This is a genomic window from Ralstonia sp. RL (assembly GCF_001683835.1).
Taxonomy (GTDB): Bacteria; Pseudomonadota; Gammaproteobacteria; order Burkholderiales; family Burkholderiaceae; genus Ralstonia; species Ralstonia mannitolilytica.
Window position 1 is genome coordinate 17,364 of record NZ_LWRX01000130.1, and the last position, 19,366, is coordinate 36,729.

Here is a 19,366-nt window from a genome sequence, read left to right on the forward strand (position 1 = left end):
GCGCGTCCGGCGGCGAGCACACATTGCCCCGCAGGCTACCGCATCGTGCAGGCAAATGCACGTCGCGGGAGCCTGCCAGGGCAGTGCCCGGCCGGGGCGCAACCAGCGCGCCCGGCGGCTCCGTTATACGGTCATCGGGTTGGGCTTGTTCGGGTCGAGGTTGTACTTCTTCAGTGCCTCGGCCACCTTTTCGCGCGGCAGCACGCCCTCATCGGCGAGCGCCTTGAGCGACGCGACCGTCACCCAGTAGCGGTCCACCTCGAAGAAGTGGCGCAGCTTCTCGCGGGTATCCGAGCGGCCGAAGCCGTCGGTGCCCAGCACCACGTAGCGGCGCGGCACGAAGGCGCGGATCTGCTCGGCGAAGGTGCGGACGTAGTCGGTCGAAGCGATGACCGGGCCGCGCACGCCTTTGAGCATCTTCTCGACGTGCGACTCGCGCGGCGTTTCGGTCGGGTGCAGCAGGTTCCAGCGGGCGGTGGCGTTGCCTTCGCGGGCCAGCTCGGTAAAGCTCGGGCAGCCCCACAGGTCCGACTCGACGCCCCAATCCTTCTTGAGCAGTTCAGCCGCGGCAATCACCTCGCGGAAGATCGTGCCCGAGCCCAGCAGCTGCACGCGCGGTGCGTTGCTGTTCTCGACGCCCTTCTTGAACAGATACATGCCCTTGATGATGTCGGCCTCGGCACCCGCCGGCATTTCGGGGTGCTCGTAGTTCTCGTTCATCACCGTCAGGTAGTAGTAGACGTCTTCCTGCTCGACATACATGCGGCGCAGGCCGTCCTGCACGATGACCGCCAGTTCGTACTGGAACGTCGGGTCATACGAGATGCAGTTCGGGATGGCAGCGTGGTACACGTGCGAGTGACCATCCTCGTGCTGCAGGCCTTCGCCGTTGAGCGTCGTGCGGCCCGAGGTGCCGCCCAGCAGGAAGCCGCGCGAGCGCATGTCGCCGGCGGCCCAGCACAGGTCGCCGATGCGCTGGATGCCGAACATCGAGTAGTAGATGTAGAACGGGATCATCGCCACGCCATGCGTCGAATACGACGTGGCGGCCGCGATCCAGTCGCACATGGCACCGGCTTCGTTGATGCCTTCCTGCAGCACCTGACCCGTCTGCGATTCCTTGTAGAACATCAACTGGTCGTGATCCTGCGGCACGTACTTCTGGCCTTCCTGGTTCCAGATGCCGACCTGGCGGAACAGGCCTTCCATGCCGAACGTGCGCGACTCATCCGGCACGATGGGCACGACGTGCTTGCCGATGTTCTTGTCCTTGAGCAGGATGTTCAGAATGCGCACGAAGGCCATCGTCGTGGAGACTTCGCGGCCTTCGCCCGTGGCCTTGAGCAGCGCATCGAACGCCGACAGGGCCGGGATCTGCAGCGGGTCGGCCTTCTGGCGACGCGCGGGCAGATAGCCGCCCAGATCCATGCGCGCCTTGCGCATGTATTCGAGCTCCTTCGAGCCCTCTTCGAACTTGACGTACGGGACGTGCTCGAGCTGGTCGTCGGGCACCGGAATGTTGAAGCGGTCGCGCAGCTTGCGGATTGCCTCCACCGGCATCTTCTTCTGCTGGTGGGCGATGTTCATCGCTTCACCGGCTTCGCCCATGCCGTAGCCCTTGATGGTCTTGGCGAGGATGACGGTCGGCTGACCCTTGTGGTCGGTTGCCGCCTTGAACGCCGCATAGATCTTGTGCGGATCATGGCCGCCCCGATTCAGCGCCCAGATGTCGTCATCGGACCAGTCGGCCACCATGGCCTTGAGCTCCGGCGTGTTGAAGAAATGCTCGCGCACGTAGGCGCCGTTCTTCGACTTGAAGGTCTGGTATTCGCCGTCGACGCATTCCATCATGCGCTGCATGAGCAGGCCCTTGGTGTCGCGCGCCAGCAGCTGATCCCACCGGCTGCCCCAGATCACCTTGATCACGTTCCAGCCGGCGCCGCGGAATTCGCTCTCGAGCTCCTGGATGATCTTGCCGTTGCCGCGCACCGGGCCGTCCAGGCGCTGCAGGTTGCAGTTGATCACGAAGACGAGGTTGTCCAGCTTTTCACGGCCGGCCATGCCGATCGCGCCGAGCGATTCCGGCTCGTCGGTTTCACCGTCGCCCAGGAACGCCCAGACCTTGCGGTTTTCCCAGTTCTGGATCAGGCCGCGGCTGGCCAGGTACTTGGTAAAGCGCGCCTGGTAGATCGCCATGATCGGGCCCAGGCCCATGGACACGGTCGGGAATTGCCAGAAATCCGGCATCAGCCACGGGTGCGGATACGACGAGATGCCCTTGCCATCCACTTCCTGGCGGAAGTTGTCGAGCTGCTCTTCGGTCAGGCGGCCCAGCAGGAACGCGCGCGAGTACACGCCCGGCGCCGAGTGCCCCTGCACGAAGACCATGTCGCCGCCGTGCTTGTCCGACGGGGCGTGCCAGAAGTGGTTGTAGCCGACGTCATACAGCGTGGCAGCGGAGGCGAACGACGAGATATGGCCGCCGACGTTGGTGTCCTTGTTCGCGCGCAGCACCATCGCCATGGCATTCCAGCGCGTGTACGAGCGGATGCGGTGTTCGATTTCCTGGTCGCCCGGAATGCGCTCCTGGTTTTCGACCGGAATCGTATTGATGTAGGGAGTTTCTGCGTGCAGCGGCGAGGTCACGCCGTTGATGCGGGCGTACTCGATCTGCTTGTCGAGGAGGAACGCCGCGCGCTGCGGGCCTTCTGCGCCGATGACGCCTTGCAGCGCCTCCAGCCATTCCTTGGTTTCCTGGGGATCGACGTCGCTGGCGCGCGTGGCGCCCAGGACTTGCTCTGGTACGGCCGACATGGCGGTCTCCTTGGGTAGCAGTAACGTTTGATGCGTCTCTTGAGAGGCGCCCCGCCGGCACACACGTTCGCACGCGCACACGGGCCGCCCCGACTTTTGCGCTGATTCTATGGGTACCCCCAAAGCGAGCACAAGCGGAATTTTCAAATTGCGATATGGTTTTTTATAATGCGGAATATTGCCGCAGTGCAGAACAAAGCAGTTTTGACATTGCACCGCAGCATTTGCCGCATGCTGCGCGCATCTCACCAAGCGGTTTCCCCAAGCGACCAGCACGCTAATTGCCGTTACACTTGGTTTTGCGCAGTTGCACAGATGCCCACTTCCCTACCTCCGCAGAGTTCCGGCGTTCGCCCGCCCATCATGCTTGCCCCCTCCCACGCCTCGCAGGATTCGGCCGCACCGGAGCCGCCGGCCGCCGCTGCGCCCGAACTGCCCCCCGAAGACGGCGTGCGCCCGAACGTGCCGCGGCGCCTGTGGCTGACGCGGCTGGGGCGGCTATGGACGACGAACTGGTTCATGTTCATCCCGCTGGTGGCGATCGTCCTGTTTGCCGGCGCGATGATCTTCATCCTGTATCAGCTGCACGCCACCGAAGTGCAGCAACAGCGCGATGCCCTCTACCGGGACGCGGCCTGGGCCGAGCAGAAGGTGCGGCTGTCCCTGCAGAGCAACCAGGACCAGGTGGCCGCGCTGGCGCGTGACATCGGCGCCGCGCAGCTCGACCCGAGCGCCTACCGCGACGCCGCGCGGCAACTGCTGCGCGAGAATCCCGAGCTCGTCTTCATCAACTGGCTGGACGCCACGCGGCGCCCGCGCTGGGCGTTTCCGTCCAACTCCGAGTTCGCCGGGCGGGTGCGCGAGACGCGCGACCACCCGCTCGAGCCCGAAATCCAGTCCGCCTACGATGCCGCGCGCGAGACCCAGCGGGCCGTGTACTCGCGCCCAATCCAGAACGAGCGCGGCGAGAGCTTCATGCTGATGGAAGTGCCGATCGTGCGTGACAACGAGTTCCTCGGCACCGTGGGCGCCATGTATTCGGTCACCGGCATCCTCACGCAACTGCTGCCCGGCGAGCTGACCGACCGCTACCGGTTCTCGCTGGTCGACAAGAACAACGTGGTGCGCGCCAGCACGTCGCTGCGGCCCGTGCCGAAGGCCGCGGCCTCGTACGAAGTGCTGCTCGATCCGCCGGGGCATTCGCTGTCGCTGCGGGCCGAAGCGTATCCGGCGCCGTCCAACCTGCCCAATAACATGCTGATGTGGTTGGTGGCCGGGCTGTCGTGCTTCGTCATCTGGAGCCTGTGGAGCGTGTGGCGCCACACGAGTCGGCGCTCCGAGGCGCAACGGGCGCTGCTGGCGGAGACGTCGTTCCGCCGCGCCATGGAAAACTCCATGGTGATCGGCATGCGCGCGCTCGATCTCAATGGCCGCATCACCTACGTGAACCCGGCGTTCTGCCGCATGATCGGCTGGACCGAGGCAGAGCTGGTCGGCCGCATGCCGCCGTTTCCGTACTGGCCCCCGAATGAGATCGGCGAAATGCAGAAGCACATCGAGCTGACGCTGCGCGGCAAGGCGCCCGCCAACGGGATGGAGCTGCGCATGATGCGCCGCGACGGCACGAGCTTCTATGCGCGGATGTACGTTTCGCCGCTGATCGACGCACGCGGCCGGCACACGGGGTGGATGAGTTCCATTACCGACATCACCGAACCCAAGCGCGCACGTGAAGACCTCGCCGCCGCGCATGACCGCTTTACCACGGTGCTGGAAAGCCTGGATGCCGCCGTGTCGGTGCTGTCCACCGACAAGGCGGAGCTGCTGTTCGCCAACCGCTATTACCGCCAGCTGTTTGGCTGGGAGGCCTTCGGTCACCTGCAGCTGTCCGGGCACGACGTCAGCACGGAAGACGTCTCCAGCGATGCACTGGACCTGGTGGACGCCTACGCCGGCCTGCCCGCGTCCGAGCTGACGCCGCACGCCGCCGACGCGCGCGAAATCTACGTGCCGTCGATGCAGAAGTGGTTTGAGGTGCGCCGGCGCTACATCCAGTGGGTGGACGGCCACCTCGCCCAGATGCAGATTGCCACCGACATCACCGTGCGCAAGGCCGCCGAAGAGATGACGCGCCAGCACGAGGAGCGCCTGCAGTTCACCAGCCGCCTGACGACCATGGGCGAGATGGCCTCGTCGCTCGCCCACGAACTGAACCAGCCGCTGGCCGCCATCAACAACTACTGCATGGGCGCCGTCGGCCGCCTCAAGAGCGGGCGCAGCACCGCCGAAGAGCTGATTCCGGTGCTGGAGAAGACGTCCGCGCAGGCCGTGCGCGCGGGCACCATCATCCAGCGCATCCGCGGGTTCGTGAAGCGCAGCCAGCCGCAGCGGCGCGAAGCCGACCTGCGCGAGATCGTGGCCGATGCCGTCGGCCTGGCCGAACTCGAAGCCACACGGCGTGGCATCACGATCCTCACGCGCCTGCCGGCCGACCTGCCGCCGCTGTATGTCGACCCGGTGCTGATCGAGCAGGTGCTCGTCAATCTGCTCAAGAACGCCGCCGAAGCCATGGCGGCGCATCCGCGCCTGCGCGCCGCGAGCGTGCTGCGCCTGCACGCCAACCTGATCGACGACCCGGAAAACTCCGTGCTGATCGAGGTCATCGACCAGGGCCCGGGCGTGGACGACAGCACCAAGGAACGGCTGTTCGAACCGTTCTTCAGTACCAAATCCGACGGCATGGGGATGGGGCTCAACATCTGCCGGTCCATCATAGAATCCCATCTCGGCCGGCTCTGGGTGGAAAACAACGCCGACGGCATCGGCTGTACGTTTAAAATCATCCTGCCGCTGAATCCGCTGTAGATCGGCCGTGATTCGCACGCCATCGCTTCCAGAACGTAAAACACAGAACGTAGACCGAGGACGACTCCATGAGTACAACGCCCGCTGCAGTTGCCCCGCGCAACGAAACCGTGTTCGTCGTCGATGACGATGAAGCCATGCGTGACTCATTGACGTGGCTGCTCGAAGGCAACGGCTACACCGTGCGCACGTATCGCAGCGCTGAAGAATTCCTGGTCGACGACAAGCGCGGCGAGGGGGTCGGCTGCCTGATTCTCGACGTGCGCATGCAGGGCATGAGCGGCCCCGAACTGCAGGACCGCCTGCTGGCCGAGAACAGCCGCATGCCGATCGTCTTCGTGACCGGTCACGGCGACGTGCCGATGGCCGTGTCGACCATGAAGAAAGGCGCCGTCGACTTCATCGAAAAGCCCTTCGATGAATCGGAGCTGCGCGAGCTGGTGGAGCGCATGCTCAGCAAGGCACGCACCGAAGACTCCGCCGCGCGCGAGCAGAAGGCAGCGAAGGACCTCCTGAGCAAGCTCACCACGCGCGAGCAGCAGGTGCTCGAACGCATCGTCGCAGGCCGGCTGAACAAGCAGATCGCCGACGACCTGGGCATTTCCATCAAGACGGTGGAGGCGCACCGCGCCAACATCATGGAAAAGCTCAACGTGAACACCGTGGCGGATCTGCTGCGCCTGGCACTGTCGCGCAATAGCTGAGCGCACATCGGGCGGTGGCGGGGTGGGCGCCGATTTATAATCGCGGTTTGCCCTCTCCCTCCTCCGTCCAGCCATGACTGCCCAACTCATCGACGGCAACGCGCTTGCCAAGCAACTCCGCGCGCAAGCCGCACAACGCGCCGCCGCCCTCACTGCGCGCGGCCACCAGCCTGGTCTCGCCGTCATCCTCGTCGGTGAAGACCCCGCCAGCCAGGTCTACGTGCGCAACAAGATCAAGGCGTGCGAGGACAACGGCTTCCTTTCCGTATTCGACCGCTACCCGGCCGACCTCACCGAAGCCGACCTCCTCGGCCGCATCGACGCGCTGAACCGCGACCCGCGCATCCACGGCATCCTCGTGCAGTTGCCGCTGCCCAAGCACATCGACAGCCACAAGGTGCTCGAAGCCATCGCGCCCGAGAAGGACGTCGACGGCTTCCACGTGGCCAACGCCGGCGCGCTGATGACCGGCGCCCCGCTGTTCCGCCCGTGCACGCCGTACGGCTGCATGAAGATGCTCGAATCGATCAACTACCCGGTGCGCGGCGCGCGCGCGGTGGTGGTGGGCGCCTCGAACATCGTCGGCAAGCCGATGGCGATGCTGCTGCTACAGGCCGGCGCGACCATCACGATCTGCAACAGCAAGACACGTGATCTCGCCGCCCACACGCGCGAGGCCGACATCATCGTGGCCGCCGTGGGCCGCCGCAACATCATCACCGCAGACATGGTCAAGCCCGGCGCCGTCGTCATCGACGTGGGCATGAACCGCGACGAGGCCGGCAAACTGTGCGGCGATGTCGACTTTGCCGGCGTGAAGGAAGTCGCTGGCTACATCACACCGGTGCCGGGCGGCGTGGGGCCCATGACGATCACCATGCTGCTGATCAACACGCTGGAAGCCGCCGAGCGTGCCGCCGATGGAGCCACGCTGGCGGCGTAAGCTTCACCGGATCCTGTTGGAATCGAGGAAAGCGTCCCAACCTTCCGGATTGGACGCTTTTTTTGTCCCGCGCATTTCTCTTTTGAGCCCGCCATGACCGACACTTCGCTCCAAGCCAACAACCCGCTGCTCGATTTTTCCGGTCTGCCGCGCTTTGCGGACATCCGCCCGGAACACATCACCCCGGCCATCGACGTGCTGCTCGAGCGGGCCGCCGCGGCAGTCGCGCAGGTCAAGAACCCGGCCACGCCGGTCAGCTGGAAGACGGTCGTCGCCACGTTGGAAGAGGCCACCGAACCGCTCGGCCGCGCCTGGGGCATCGTCAGCCACCTGAGCGCGGTGGCGGACACGCCTGCGCTGCGCGAAGCGCACGCCGCCAACCTGCCCCGCGTAACGGAATTCTGGTCGGGCCTGGGCCAAGACCTGGAGCTCTTCGAAAAGTACAAGGCGATTGCCGAAAGCGCCGAATACGCCACCTTGTCGCCGGCACGCAAGAAGCTGCTCGACAACGAACTGCGCGGCTTCCGCTTGGGCGGCGCCGAATTGCCCGAACACCAGAAGCCCCGTTTCGCTGCCATCCAGGAGCAGCAGGCGCAACTGACGAAGGCCTTCAGCGACCACGTCCTCGATGCGACCAACGCCTACGCCCTGCTGATCGACGACGAAGCCCGCCTGGCCGGCCTGCCCGAAGACGCCAAGCAGGCCGCACGCGAAGCGGCCCGCCGCGACAATCCGGATGCTAAGGGCTGGAAGTTCACCCTGCACTTCCCGTCGTACTTCCCGGTGCTGCAGTACGCAGATGACCGCGCACTGCGCCGCACGCTGTACGAAGCCAATGTCACGCGCGCGTCGGAACTCGGCGCGCAATACGGCGGCGGCAAACCCGAGTGGGACAACACCGCCAACATGGCCGAGCAGCTTGCCCTGCGTGCAGAAGAAGCGCGCATGCTCGGCTACCGCAACTTCGGCGAGCTCTCGCTCGTGCCCAAGATGGCCGACTCGCCCGAAGACGTGCTGCGCTTCCTCGGCGAGCTGGCCGACCGCGCGCGCCCCTTCGCTGAAAAGGACTGGGCCGAACTCCAGGCCTTCGCCCGCGACAACCTCGGCATCGACAAGCTCGAGCCGTGGGACATGGCCTACGCGTCGGAAAAGCTGCGCGAGGCGCGCTACGCGTTCTCCGAGCAGGAGGTGAAGCAGTACTTCCCGGAACCCGCCGTGCTGGACGGCCTGTTCGATGTCGTGCAGACGCTCTTCTCCGTGCAGATCCGTCCGGAGCAGGCCGAGGTGTGGCATCCGGACGTGCGCTTCTTCCGCGTGGAATCGGCGCAGGGCGAGTTGCTCGCGCAGTTCTACATCGACCTGTACGCACGTGACGGCAAGCGCGGCGGTGCATGGATGGACGACGCACGGGGTCGCAAGCTGCTCGACGACGCACGGGTGCAAACCCCGGTGGCTTACCTCACCTGCAATTTCTCGGGCCCGGTCGGCGACAAGCCGGCGCTGTTCACGCACGACGAGGTCATCACGCTGTTCCACGAGTTCGGCCACGGCCTGCACCACATGCTCACGCAGGTGGATGAACTCGGCGTGTCCGGCATCAACGGCGTGGAATGGGATGCAGTGGAACTGCCCTCGCAGTTCATGGAGAACTTCTGCTGGGAGTGGGAGGTGCTCTCGCGCATGACGCGCCACGTGGACACCGGCGAGCCCTTGCCGCGCACGTTGTACGACCGCATGCTGGCCGCGAAGAACTTCCAGAACGGCATGGCGACACTGCGCCAGATCGTCTTCTCGGCGTTCGACATGCACCTGCATACCGACTTCGATCCGAAGGGTTCGACCTCGGTGCTGGAGCTGTCCCGCCAGATCAACAACCGCTTCCACGTGGTGCCGCAGGTCGAACTCTCGCGCTGGCCGAACACGTTCAGCCACATCTTTGCGGGGGGCTACGCGGCCGGGTATTACAGCTACAAGTGGGCCGAGGTGCTCTCGGCAGACGCCTACGCGGCGTTCGAAGAAGCCAGCAAGCTGAGCGGCTCGGTGCTGGATGCCGAAACCGGCGCGCGCTATCGCCGCGAAGTGCTGGCCGTGGGCGGTAGCCGCCCGGCGATCGAGTCGTTCACCGCGTTCCGTGGCCGGGCGCCCAGCATCGACGCGTTGCTGCGCCACGGCGGCATGGTCGCTGAAGCGGCCTGACACGCCGCACCGTCGTCATCAGGACGCCGCTTCGCGCCTCGCGCCGAAGCGGCGTTTCCATCTGGATGCAGGGTGCTTGATGGCACAATAACGCACCCCTGGGCGGCGCCGCGCGCGCCGTCGCCATTTGCAAGGACCTGACCTCCCATGCGTGTCGCCACTTGGAACGTTAACTCCCTGAAGGTTCGCCTGCCGCACGTGCTCCAATGGCTGGCCCAGCGCGAAGCCGACGCCACGCCCATCGATCTGCTCTGCCTCCAGGAGCTCAAACTGCCCGATGACCGCTACCCGCTGGCCGAGCTTGACGCCGCCGGCTATGCGTCCCTGTTCACGGGCCAGAAAACGTACAACGGCGTCGCCATCCTCTCGCGCAAGGCCGCCGTGCCCGAGGGCCGCGACGTGGTCAAGAACATCCCCGGCTTCGAGGACGAACAGCAGCGCATCGTGGCCGCCACGTACGACATGGCGGATGGCCCGGTGCGCGTGATCTCTGCCTACTTCCCCAACGGCCAGGCGCTCGGCTCCGACAAGATGGCCTACAAGATGCGCTGGCTGGCCGCGCTGCAGGACTGGCTGAAAACCGAAATGGCCGCCCATCCGCGGCTGATGCTGCTGGGCGATTTCAACATCGCCCCGGACGACCGCGACGTGCACGACCCGAAAAAGTGGGAGGGCCAGAACCTGGTGTCGCCGGAAGAGCGGGCCGCGTTTCGTGCGCTGGAAGGCGCCGGGCTCGTCGATGCCTTCCGCATGTTCGATCAGGAAGACAGGCTCTTCTCGTGGTGGGACTACCGGCTCTTTGCCTTCAAGCGCAACGCCGGCCTGCGCATCGACCACATCATGCTGTCCCCCGAGCTGGCCAAGCTGTGCGAGTCGTGCCATATCGACCGCGTGCCGCGCACCTGGGAGCAGCCGTCCGACCACACGCCGGTGGTCGCCGCACTGCGCAGCGCGTGAGGGTGCGGGGCATGGCTTCCGCTTTCAAACGTCGCAATTTGCCGCACCTGCTGCTGCGTGCCCGTGAAACCTTCATGGCGCGCTTTCGGCCGATCTTGCGCGAGTACGGCATCACCGAGCAGCAATGGCGCGTGCTGCGCACACTCAACGACACCGGCGACATGGAGCCGAATCAGCTCGCCGATGCGTGCCTCATCCTGAGCCCGAGCCTGACGCGCATGCTGGCGGCCATGGAGCAGTCGGAGATGATCGTGCGGACGAAGTCGTCGGTGGATCAGCGCCGGCAGGTGATCTCGCTCACGGCGAAGAGCCGCCAGTTCCTGGCCGACGTGGAACCGCAGGTGGACGCCCAGTACGCGCGCATCGAGGCGCAGCTGGGGCGAGAGAGGCTGGAAGCCCTCTATACGGCCATCGACGAGGCGATCCATCTCATGGAAACGCACACCCCGATGGCCCGCTTCACCGGCGAAGAGTAACGGCCGTCAATACACGGTGCCGGCCGCCTGCGGCTTGGCCGCGCCCTCGCCCTTGAACGCCTGCGCGAGCTGTTCGGCGCTGCGGGCCAGCAACGTCACATCGGTGCCGACCGCAACAAACGTCGCGCCAAGCGACAGGTAATGCCGGGCCCGCGCCTGGTCGGCCGACAGGATGCCTGCCGCCTTGCCGGATGCCACGATGCGGCCGATCGTATCGTCGATGGTCTTGCGGACTTCCGGATGGCCCGGCTCACCCAGGTGCCCCATCGACGCCGCCAGATCGCCCGGGCCGATGAATACGCCGTCCACGCCTTCAACAGCGAGAATCGCGTCGAGATGCGTCAGGCTCTCGGCGGTTTCGACCTGGATGAGCGTGCACATCTGCGCATCCGCCTGGGCGAGGTAGTCGTCGACGCGGTTCCAGCGCGACGCACGGGCCAGCACGCTGCCCACACCCCGCATGCCGTTGGGCGGATAGCGCATCGCTTGCACCGCGGCGCGCGCTTCGTCGGCGTTCTGCACCATGGGCACCAGCAAGGTCTGCGCGCCGATGTCGAGCAGCCGCTTGATCTCGACCGGATCGTTCCAGGCCGGCCGCACGATCGGATGCGTCGGATACGGCGCAAGAGCCTGCAGCTGGGCAAGCGTCGACTGCAGCTGGTTGGGCGCGTGCTCGTTGTCGATGAGCAGCCAGTCGAAGCCGGCCCCGGCCACGATCTCGGCCGGATACGGATGCGTCATCGCGAGCCACAGGCCGATCTGCGGGCGCCGTTCGGCCAGCGCGCGCTTGAAGTGGTTCACCGGAAGTTGCATGGCAGGAATCCTGTCAGGGTCAGACGAAATGGCAGGCGATGCTGCCGAGCGGGCCGTAATCGCAGTGGAATGTATCACCCGGGCGCGCGGGTACCGGCCGCGTAAATGAACCACCGAGGATGACCTGCCCCGGCTCCAGCGCCACGCCGTGCGCCGCGAGCTTGTTGGCGAGCCATACGACGCCGTTGGCCGGATGGTTCAGCACGCCCGCCGCCACCCCCGTCTCCTCGATGACGGCGTTGCGCGAAAAGATGGCGCTGACCCAGCGCAAATCCACGTCGCGCATGCGGATCGGCCGCCCGCCCATCACCACGCCGGCATTGGCAGCGTTGTCGGCGATCGTGTCGAACACCTTGCGCGGGCGGCCCGTGTCCGGATCGATCGATTGCGAACGCGCGTCGATGATCTCCAGCGCGGGAATCACGTGATCCACCGCGTCGTACACGTCGAACAGCGTCACCCCCGGCCCCTGCAGCCGCTTGCCGAGCACGAAGGCCAGCTCCACCTCGACGCGCGGCACGATGAAGCGGCTGGCGGGAATGTCGCCGCCCTCCGCGAAGAACATGTCGTCGAGCAGCGCGCCGTAGTCCGGCTCGTCGATCTGCGACGACTGCTGCATCGCGCGCGAGGTCAGGCCGATCTTGTGCCCCTTCAGGCGCCGGCCCTCTGCCAGCTTCATCGCCACCCATTCGCGCTGGATCGCGTAGGCGTCTTCGATTGTGATCCCGGGATGGTCGAGCGACACCTGGCGGATCTGCCTGCGCTCGGTCTCGGCCTGGTGCAGGCGCCGCGCGATGGTCTGGACGGTCGTGGTGTCGAGCATGGATCAGGCCTTGCGGAAACGTGCGTGGATGTTGTTGTGCTTGTAGCTGCCGCCTTCGTCGAATTCGGTCAGCTCCATGGACAGCGCCAGATAGCGACGCGCAAAGGCCTCGGCGAAATGCGCCTTGATGGCCTCGAACAAGGCATCGCAAGCCGCCTTCTTGATCTGGGGCGGGCGACCCGCGCCGATCTTGAGCGCGACATGGACGAAGGCGTCGTCCTCCTTGCCGTCGGCCACGCGGTAGTCCGTCAGCTGGAGCGCGCGCGAGCGGATGCCGCCCGTCGGAAACACGCCGTTCTGCGCGATCAGCGTCTCGTTGATGGTCTGCAGAAGTTCAGGAATGCGGGCATCGTCGCCCAGGTTGGCCGTGTATTCGACAATCACGTGCGGCATGGCAGCCTCCTCATGACCGCGCCGGCACCGGGAAGATCGCGTTGATCTGGCCCGTGCCGGAACTGGCAAAGTACTCGGTGACGATCTCCACACCCCGGTCGTAGGCATCCCAGCCGAGCAGGCCGAGCAGCATCGCCGTGTCGTGCATGCCGCCCTCGCCTTCGCACAGCGATGCGTAATCGGGCAGCATCGCGCAGAACGTCTTCCAGTCGCCCTGTTTCCACAGATCCACCGCGCGCAGATCGACCTGGCGGTAGAACTCGCGGCTGATCTGGTGGATGGCGCCTTCGGGGCTTCCGTTGTCATTGAAGCGGTGCGACAGCGATCCGCTGGCGAGGAATGCGACGGTGCTGTCGCTGGCTTCAATGGCTTCGAGCAGCGCGGCGCCAAAGCGGCGGCTCTCGTCCAGCTTGTGCCAGGCGCACCAGCCGGCCACCGACACGACCTTGAAGTGCTGGTCGCCGTTCATGTAGCGCATCGGCACCAGCGTGCCGTACTCGAGTTCGAGGCTGTCGATCTCATGCGCGCGTGTGAACACGCCGCGCGCCGTGGCTGTCTCGGCAATCCGCCGCCCGAGCGCCGGGTTGCCCGGATACGCGTAGCGCATGTCCTGGATGAAATGCGGCAGCTCGTTGCTGGTGTAGACGCCCTCGAAGCGCGCATTGCAGTTGACGTGATACCCGGCGTTGACCAGCCAGTGCACGTCCGACACGACGATGGTGTCCACGTCCAGATCGCGGCAGCGCTGCCCGATGATCCGGTGCCCCTCGATGGCCGCGGCGCGGCAGCCGTGGTGCTTGCCGGGCAGCTCCGACAGGTACATCGACGGCACGTGGGTGATCTTCGCGGCCAAGGCCAGCTTGCCCATGGTGTCTCCTTGCGCCCTTCTCTTGGTTGGTCGGCTGATGCGTCAGACGCCCCAGCGCGGGATGTGGTGGCTGCCCATCGAGATGCAGACGTTCTTGATTTCGGCAAACACTTCGAGACTGTACTCGCCGCCCTCGCGTCCGGTGCCGGATGCCTTCACGCCGCCAAACGGCTGTCGCAGGTCGCGCACGTTCTGACTGTTGACGAAGACCATGCCTGCCTCAATGCCGCGCGCCAGCCGGTGCACCTTGCCCACGTCCTGCGTCCAGATGTACGACGCCAGGCCGTACTCCACGTCGTTGGCGAGCCTGAGGCCGTCGGCTTCGTCCTTGAACGGGATGAGGCACGCCACGGGGCCAAAAATCTCTTCCTGCGCCACGCGCATGCGGTTGTCGACATCGGCCAGCACCGTCGGGGCGACGAAGTTGCCATGCTGCAGATGCGCGGGCAGGCCGGCGGGCTTGTCCGGGCCGCCGGCCAGGATCCTCGCGCCTTCCTGCTCGCCGAGGCGGATGTAGCCGGTCACCTTCTCCCAATGCGCGCGCGTGATCATCGAACCGACGTTGGTCTGCTCGTCGGCCGGGTCTCCCACGATCAGCCGCTTGGCACGCTCGGCAAACTTGCCGACGAAATCGTCGTAGACCGTTTCCTGCACGAAGATGCGCGAGCCGGCCGTGCAGCGCTCGCCGTTGATCGAAAAGATCGTGAAGAGCGACGCGTCCAGCGCCCGGTCCAGATCCGCATCGTCAAAGATCAGCACCGGCGATTTGCCGCCCAGTTCCATCGAGAACTTCTTCAGCCCGGCGCGCTCCATGATGCGTTTGCCGGTGACGGTTCCGCCCGTGAAGGACACCACGCGCACACCGGGGTGGCGCACCAGGGCATCGCCCGCCGTGGCACCATAACCCTGCACCACGTTCAGCACACCCGGCGGAATGCCCGCCTCCAGCGCCAGGCGGCCAAGCTGGTCCGCCGTCAGCGGCGAGAGCTCCGACATCTTCAGCACCGCCGTATTGCCCAGCGCCAGACACGGCGCGACCTTCCAGGTGGCCGTCATGAATGGCACGTTCCAGGGCGAGATCAACGCGCACACGCCCACCGGCTGGTACAGCGTGTAGTTCAGCATCTGGTCGTCCACCGGATACGTCGTGCCATTGACCTGCGTGCAGACCTCCGCAAAGAAATGGAAGTTCTCGGAAGCGCGTGGAATGAGCTGCTTGCGCGTCTGCGCGATCGGCAGGCCGGTATCCATCGTTTCCAGTGCCGACAGCTGCGGCACGTTCTGCTCGATCAGTTCGCCCAACCGGCGCATCAGCCTGGCGCGCTGCTTGGCGGGCGTGTTCGCCCAGGCCGGAAACGCCGCCTTCGCCGCTGCCACGGCCGCGTGGATTTCCGCCTCGCCGCCGGAAGCCACCTCGGCGATGGCCTCCCCCGTGGCCGGGTTGGTCGTGACGAACCGCTCGGCGCTGTCGACCTGCCTGCCGTCGATCCAATGTTTGACGGGGTCCATGCTGATGGCAGTCATGCGGTCTCCTTGCTCTGTTCAGCGACGATGGTGCTGACCAATCGCCCAATGCCTTCGATCTCGGTGACGACTTCATCGCCCGGCTGCGTATCGGCCAGGCCCTCCGGCGTACCGGTCAGGATCATGTCGCCCGCGCCCAATGTCATGAAACTCGAGAACCACGCGATCAGCGCCGGGATGTCGAAGATCATGTCGCGCGTGCTGCCTTGCTGCGTGACGCGGCCGTTGACGGTCGTGCGCAGCGCGAGGTTCATCGGGTCGGGCACATCGTTGCGGTCGACGAGCCACGGGCCGAGGGGCGTGCAGGTGTCGCGGCTCTTCACGCGCAGGTTCGGGCGGTAATAGTTTTCGAGGTAATCGCGGATGGCGTAGTCGTTGGCCACGGTATAGCCGGCGACATATTCGTACGCGTGCTCCCGCGGCACGTTGCGCGCGGCCTTGCCGATGACGACCACGAGTTCGCACTCGTAGTGCATGAATGCGACGCCGGCCGGACGCACGGTATGCGCACGGTGGCCGATCAACGTATTGGAGCCTTTCAGGAACGCGAGCGGCTCGGCGGGCGCCTTGAAGGCGAGTTCCTTGGCGTGATCGGCATAGTTCAGACCCAGCGCAAAGATGGTGCGCGGTTCAATGGGCGGCAGCCAAACGACTTCTGTTTCGCGCAGCACGCGCCCGTCGCTCAGCCGCAGGCGGGTGTCGTCCCCGGGGACGGCTCCCGCGTGGTGGACTGCTCCGTCATACGCAATGCGGGCGTGTTTCATTGGACCGCCTCCGCCTGCCGCAGGAGATGTGTCGTCAGCGTGCCGATGTGTGCGATGCCGACATCGATCCGATCACCGGCGCGCGCCAGCGGCGGGTTCTCGGGGATGCCCGCGAGCAGCACATCGCCGGCTTCCAGCGTCATGAACGCCGTCACGTCGGCGAGCAGTTGCCCGATGGGCCGCACGAGCGTCGACGTGTTCGCGCGCTGTGCGATCTCGCCGTTGATCCGCACGGTGATGTCCAGCGCGTCGGCATCCGGCAGGTCTTCGCGGTCCACCACCCACGGCCCGATCGGGCAGAAGCCATCCCGGCATTTGTGCCGGACCGGCGGCCGGTAATAACTTGCGTGCGGCACCGTCAGGTCGTTGACGATGGTATAGCCGGCAATGCACTCGGCAGCGTGCGGCACGCGCACGCGTGTGGCTGTCCGGCCGATGACCACGCCAAGGCATGCGCCGACCCAGATGCCGTCGACATCAGGCGGCAGCACGACATACTGGTTATGGCCAACGCGTGTATTGGCGGGCTTGAGATACAGCACCGGCGCGTTGGGAGGCGCCTGGTATGGCGGCTCGGCGAGCGCGTCGCCGAGCGCCTCCAACTCACCGCGAAAGTTGAGCAGCGTGCCGACCACCGCGCCGTCGACCGGCGGCAGCCATTGCACTGGCCCCGGACCCCTGGCCGGCTGCGTGCCGTCGGCCTGCACCCAGTCCTGCTGCCGGCCGTCTGACAACCTCACCTTGCCTCGCCGCACATCCGCCTCCAGCGCCCCATATTATTAACATGTTAATCATGTGAGCGGATTGGCGCGATGTCAACCCGGGAAAATGCGCGCCATGAAAAAGCCGGCCACGCGGGCCGGCTTTGGTTTGACGGCGGAGGCGATGTCCACCGTGGGGACATCGGTCATGCCGATGTCTATCGAGGCAATCGATCGGACTCACGCCACGGCAACATGCACGCGCTTGACCACGACCGGCTGCGGCAAATCGGTCAGCCCGTTGGCGCGCTGTACGCCATCGGCGATGAGCACACGGGCAGCATCCTGAATCCGCTCTTGGCCGGCCTCGAAGGCCGCCTGAAGCGACAACACCTGATCACCTTCCAGGCCTTCCCAAAGCGCCTCGCGCGTTGCCACGCAAGTCACCTTTTCGCCGTCGACGAGCGCGTCGAACAGCAGGCCTTCATTGTTGATGTCGTACGCCTCTTTCTTTTCGAACTTGATTTCCATCGTCAAAGCCCTCCGATTGCAATGGACAACAACGCACACGCTGTTGCGTGGAAACCGTGCGGGGGGGCCGGCAGGGTTTCGTCAGACATTTGTCTGGCTGCACAGATCATTTTAACCACAGCTTGGGACGCGCGTGCGAGCACCGTTTGCGCGTTCGTGGCATCCTGGCGAGCCTCACAGGGGGCGACCCCAGGCGGCATCAGGGCTCGCGGGGCACCTGCGCCGTTATGCTTTTTTGTCGGGGCCAAGACGGCACTGCAAAGCAAAGTCGCAATCACAAAATCCATTGCATGCAGTCTGCTGGTGGAACGCTCGGCGCTCCCAGTTGCAGGTTTTACGACATCGTCATGTCGTCAGGCCGGCGACACCACCGAAATTTCACGGGATGCAACGAAATACCCTGCGAGCCGCATCGACGTGTTTCGATGCGTGCGCCGGGCGCGTCCGCCACCCTATGCTGTGAGGGAATGGATGGCCGGCGCATCCGGCGATGCAGGCGGCGTGGAGCCTGTGCAGGCGCTCCACGCCGCGGCGCCCTTTTGGCGCAGAAGTCAGTGCACCGTCTCGGAGGCCGGTGCACCACCACCTTGCTCCGACACATGCAGCAGCGAACGGCGGCGGGCATACCCGAAGTACACGAGCAGGCCGATGACGACCCACACCCCGAAGGCAATCCACGTCACGGCCTGCAGATGGCTCATCAGGAACAGGCACATGCCGATCGCCAGCAACGGCACCACCGGCACCCCAGGACAGCGGAAGCCGCGATGCAGGTCCGGACGCGTACGGCGCAGCACCAGCACGGCCACGGCGATCAGGGAGAACGCGGCGAGCGTGCCGATGTTGATCAGCTCTGCCAGCACGTTCAGCGGCACAAAGGCGGCAATCACCGCGAACACGATGCCGACCACCCACGTATTCAGGAACGGCGTCGAATAGCGCGGATGAATGTGCGACAGACGCTTGGGCAGCAGACCATCGCGCGACATGGCGAAGATGATGCGCGTCTGGCCGTAGGCCATCACCAGGATCACGGTCGTCATGCCGATGATGGCGCCAAGATCGACAAACCCCGCCACCCAGGTTTCGCCCGCCACCTGCAATGCGAGAGACACGGGGTGATCCACGCCTGCAAACTTCGCGAACGGCACGATGCCCGTCATGATGGCCGCCACCAGCACGTAGAGGATCGTGCAGACCGCCAGCGAGCCGATGATACCGATGGGCAGGTCGCGCTTGGGATTGCGCACCTCTTCAGCCGCGGACGTCACGGCATCGAAGCCGATGAAGGCAAAGAACACGATGGCCGCCGCCCCGAATACGCCTTCCATGCCGAACGGCATGAACGGCTGCCAGTTGGCCGGCTGCACATGGCGTGCGCCCACCGCGATGAACAGCAGCACCACCGTCACCTTGATCGCCACCATGATGTTGTTTGCACGCGCCGATTCGCGAATGCCGAACGACAGCAGCGTCGTGATCAGCAGCATGATCACCAGCGCCGGCAGGTTGAACAGCGTCTGCACGCCCGGAATCGCGCCGGGTGCAGCGGTGAGCGCCACCGGCAGATGCAGGCCGAAGCCTGACAGCAGCGACTGGAAATAGCCGGACCAGCCCACCGAAACCGCGGATGTGGCCAGGCCGTATTCGAGCATCAGGTCCCAGCCGATGATCCAGGCCACCAGTTCGCCCATGGTCGCGTAAGCGTACGTATAAATGGAGCCGGACACGGGAATGGTCGAGGCGAATTCTGCATAGCACAGCGCGGCAAACCCGCACGCCAGCGCCGCGACGATGAACGACAGCGTCAGTGCGGGGCCCGCGGTGAGCGCCCCGGTGCCCGTCAGCACGAAAATGCCGGTGCCAATGATGGCGCCAACGCCGAGGAAGGTGAGATCCAGCGGACCGAGGACTTTCTTCAGGCCGGTATCGCTGTGGCCGGTGCGGATCATGTGATCCACGTTCTTGGTACGGAACAAACTCATTACTGCGTC

Annotated in this window: 16 protein-coding genes; 6 read left to right on the top strand and 10 right to left on the bottom strand. The window is 65.4% G+C overall.

Annotated features, from left to right (window positions below):
* Positions 1-123 precede the first annotated feature (123 nt).
* Positions 124-2,814: a pyruvate dehydrogenase (acetyl-transferring), homodimeric type gene (gene aceE, locus A6M56_RS11850; RefSeq protein WP_045786968.1), complete on the bottom strand. Its 2,691-nt coding sequence runs from the start codon at positions 2,812-2,814 to the stop codon at positions 124-126.
* Between the two features lie 363 nt (positions 2,815-3,177).
* On the opposite strand from aceE, the gene A6M56_RS11855 reads away from it, so the two are divergent.
* The 6 genes from A6M56_RS11855 (at position 3,178) to hpaR (ending at position 10,955) form a co-directional block, all read left to right on the top strand.
* Positions 3,178-5,679, top strand: a complete 2,502-nt coding sequence (locus A6M56_RS11855; RefSeq protein ID WP_099050663.1) for a PAS domain-containing sensor histidine kinase — start codon at positions 3,178-3,180, stop codon at positions 5,677-5,679.
* Between the two features lie 68 nt (positions 5,680-5,747).
* On the top strand, positions 5,748-6,383 hold the full coding sequence (locus A6M56_RS11860; protein WP_045786970.1) for a response regulator transcription factor: 636 nt from the start codon (positions 5,748-5,750) through the stop codon (positions 6,381-6,383).
* A 73-nt stretch (positions 6,384-6,456) separates the two neighbouring features.
* Positions 6,457-7,326: a bifunctional methylenetetrahydrofolate dehydrogenase/methenyltetrahydrofolate cyclohydrolase FolD gene (gene folD / locus A6M56_RS11865; protein ID WP_045786971.1), complete on the top strand. Its 870-nt coding sequence runs from the start codon at positions 6,457-6,459 to the stop codon at positions 7,324-7,326.
* 93 nt (positions 7,327-7,419) lie between these two features.
* The gene (locus A6M56_RS11870) at positions 7,420-9,522 is read left to right on the top strand and encodes a M3 family metallopeptidase (protein ID WP_045786972.1); all 2,103 of its coding nucleotides are present in this window, start codon (positions 7,420-7,422) and stop codon (positions 9,520-9,522) included.
* Positions 9,523-9,669: 147 nt separating this feature from the next.
* Positions 9,670-10,479 (top strand): exodeoxyribonuclease III, encoded by an 810-nt coding sequence (gene xth / locus A6M56_RS11875; protein WP_045786973.1) that lies wholly within the window; start codon positions 9,670-9,672, stop codon positions 10,477-10,479.
* A gap of 11 nt (positions 10,480-10,490) precedes the next feature.
* Positions 10,491-10,955, top strand: a complete 465-nt coding sequence (gene hpaR, locus A6M56_RS11880) for a homoprotocatechuate degradation operon regulator HpaR (RefSeq protein WP_045786974.1) — start codon at positions 10,491-10,493, stop codon at positions 10,953-10,955.
* A 6-nt stretch (positions 10,956-10,961) separates the two neighbouring features.
* Here hpaR and hpaI read toward each other — a convergent pair whose 3' ends face one another.
* The 9 genes from hpaI to bcaP all read right to left on the bottom strand — a co-directional run bounded on the left by hpaI (position 10,962) and on the right by bcaP (position 19,357).
* Positions 10,962-11,768, bottom strand: a complete 807-nt coding sequence (hpaI, locus tag A6M56_RS11885) for a 4-hydroxy-2-oxoheptanedioate aldolase (RefSeq protein WP_045786975.1) — start codon at positions 11,766-11,768, stop codon at positions 10,962-10,964.
* Between the two features lie 19 nt (positions 11,769-11,787).
* On the bottom strand, positions 11,788-12,591 hold the full coding sequence (gene hpaH, locus A6M56_RS11890; protein WP_045786976.1) for a 2-oxo-hept-4-ene-1,7-dioate hydratase: 804 nt from the start codon (positions 12,589-12,591) through the stop codon (positions 11,788-11,790).
* A gap of 3 nt (positions 12,592-12,594) precedes the next feature.
* Positions 12,595-12,984 (bottom strand): 5-carboxymethyl-2-hydroxymuconate Delta-isomerase, encoded by a 390-nt coding sequence (locus A6M56_RS11895; RefSeq protein WP_045786977.1) that lies wholly within the window; start codon positions 12,982-12,984, stop codon positions 12,595-12,597.
* 10 nt (positions 12,985-12,994) lie between these two features.
* A complete protein-coding gene (hpaD, locus tag A6M56_RS11900; protein WP_045786978.1) occupies positions 12,995-13,852 on the bottom strand; it encodes a 3,4-dihydroxyphenylacetate 2,3-dioxygenase in 858 nt (285 codons plus the stop codon).
* Positions 13,853-13,894: 42 nt separating this feature from the next.
* On the bottom strand, positions 13,895-15,376 hold the full coding sequence (gene hpaE, locus A6M56_RS11905) for a 5-carboxymethyl-2-hydroxymuconate semialdehyde dehydrogenase (RefSeq protein ID WP_102079853.1): 1,482 nt from the start codon (positions 15,374-15,376) through the stop codon (positions 13,895-13,897).
* Positions 15,373-16,140: a fumarylacetoacetate hydrolase family protein gene (locus A6M56_RS11910; protein WP_045786980.1), complete on the bottom strand. Its 768-nt coding sequence runs from the start codon at positions 16,138-16,140 to the stop codon at positions 15,373-15,375. Before A6M56_RS11910 ends, hpaE begins: the two co-directional genes overlap by 4 nt.
* Positions 16,137-16,895 (bottom strand): fumarylacetoacetate hydrolase family protein, encoded by a 759-nt coding sequence (locus A6M56_RS11915; RefSeq protein WP_102079854.1) that lies wholly within the window; start codon positions 16,893-16,895, stop codon positions 16,137-16,139. The genes A6M56_RS11910 and A6M56_RS11915 overlap by 4 nt, the downstream gene beginning before the upstream one ends.
* A gap of 186 nt (positions 16,896-17,081) precedes the next feature.
* Positions 17,082-17,372: a DUF1488 family protein gene (locus A6M56_RS11920; protein ID WP_045786982.1), complete on the bottom strand. Its 291-nt coding sequence runs from the start codon at positions 17,370-17,372 to the stop codon at positions 17,082-17,084.
* 551 nt (positions 17,373-17,923) lie between these two features.
* Positions 17,924-19,357, bottom strand: coding sequence for a branched-chain amino acid transporter BcaP (bcaP, locus tag A6M56_RS11925; protein WP_102079855.1), 1,434 nt, complete (start codon positions 19,355-19,357; stop codon positions 17,924-17,926).
* Between the last annotated feature and the right edge of the window lie 9 nt (positions 19,358-19,366).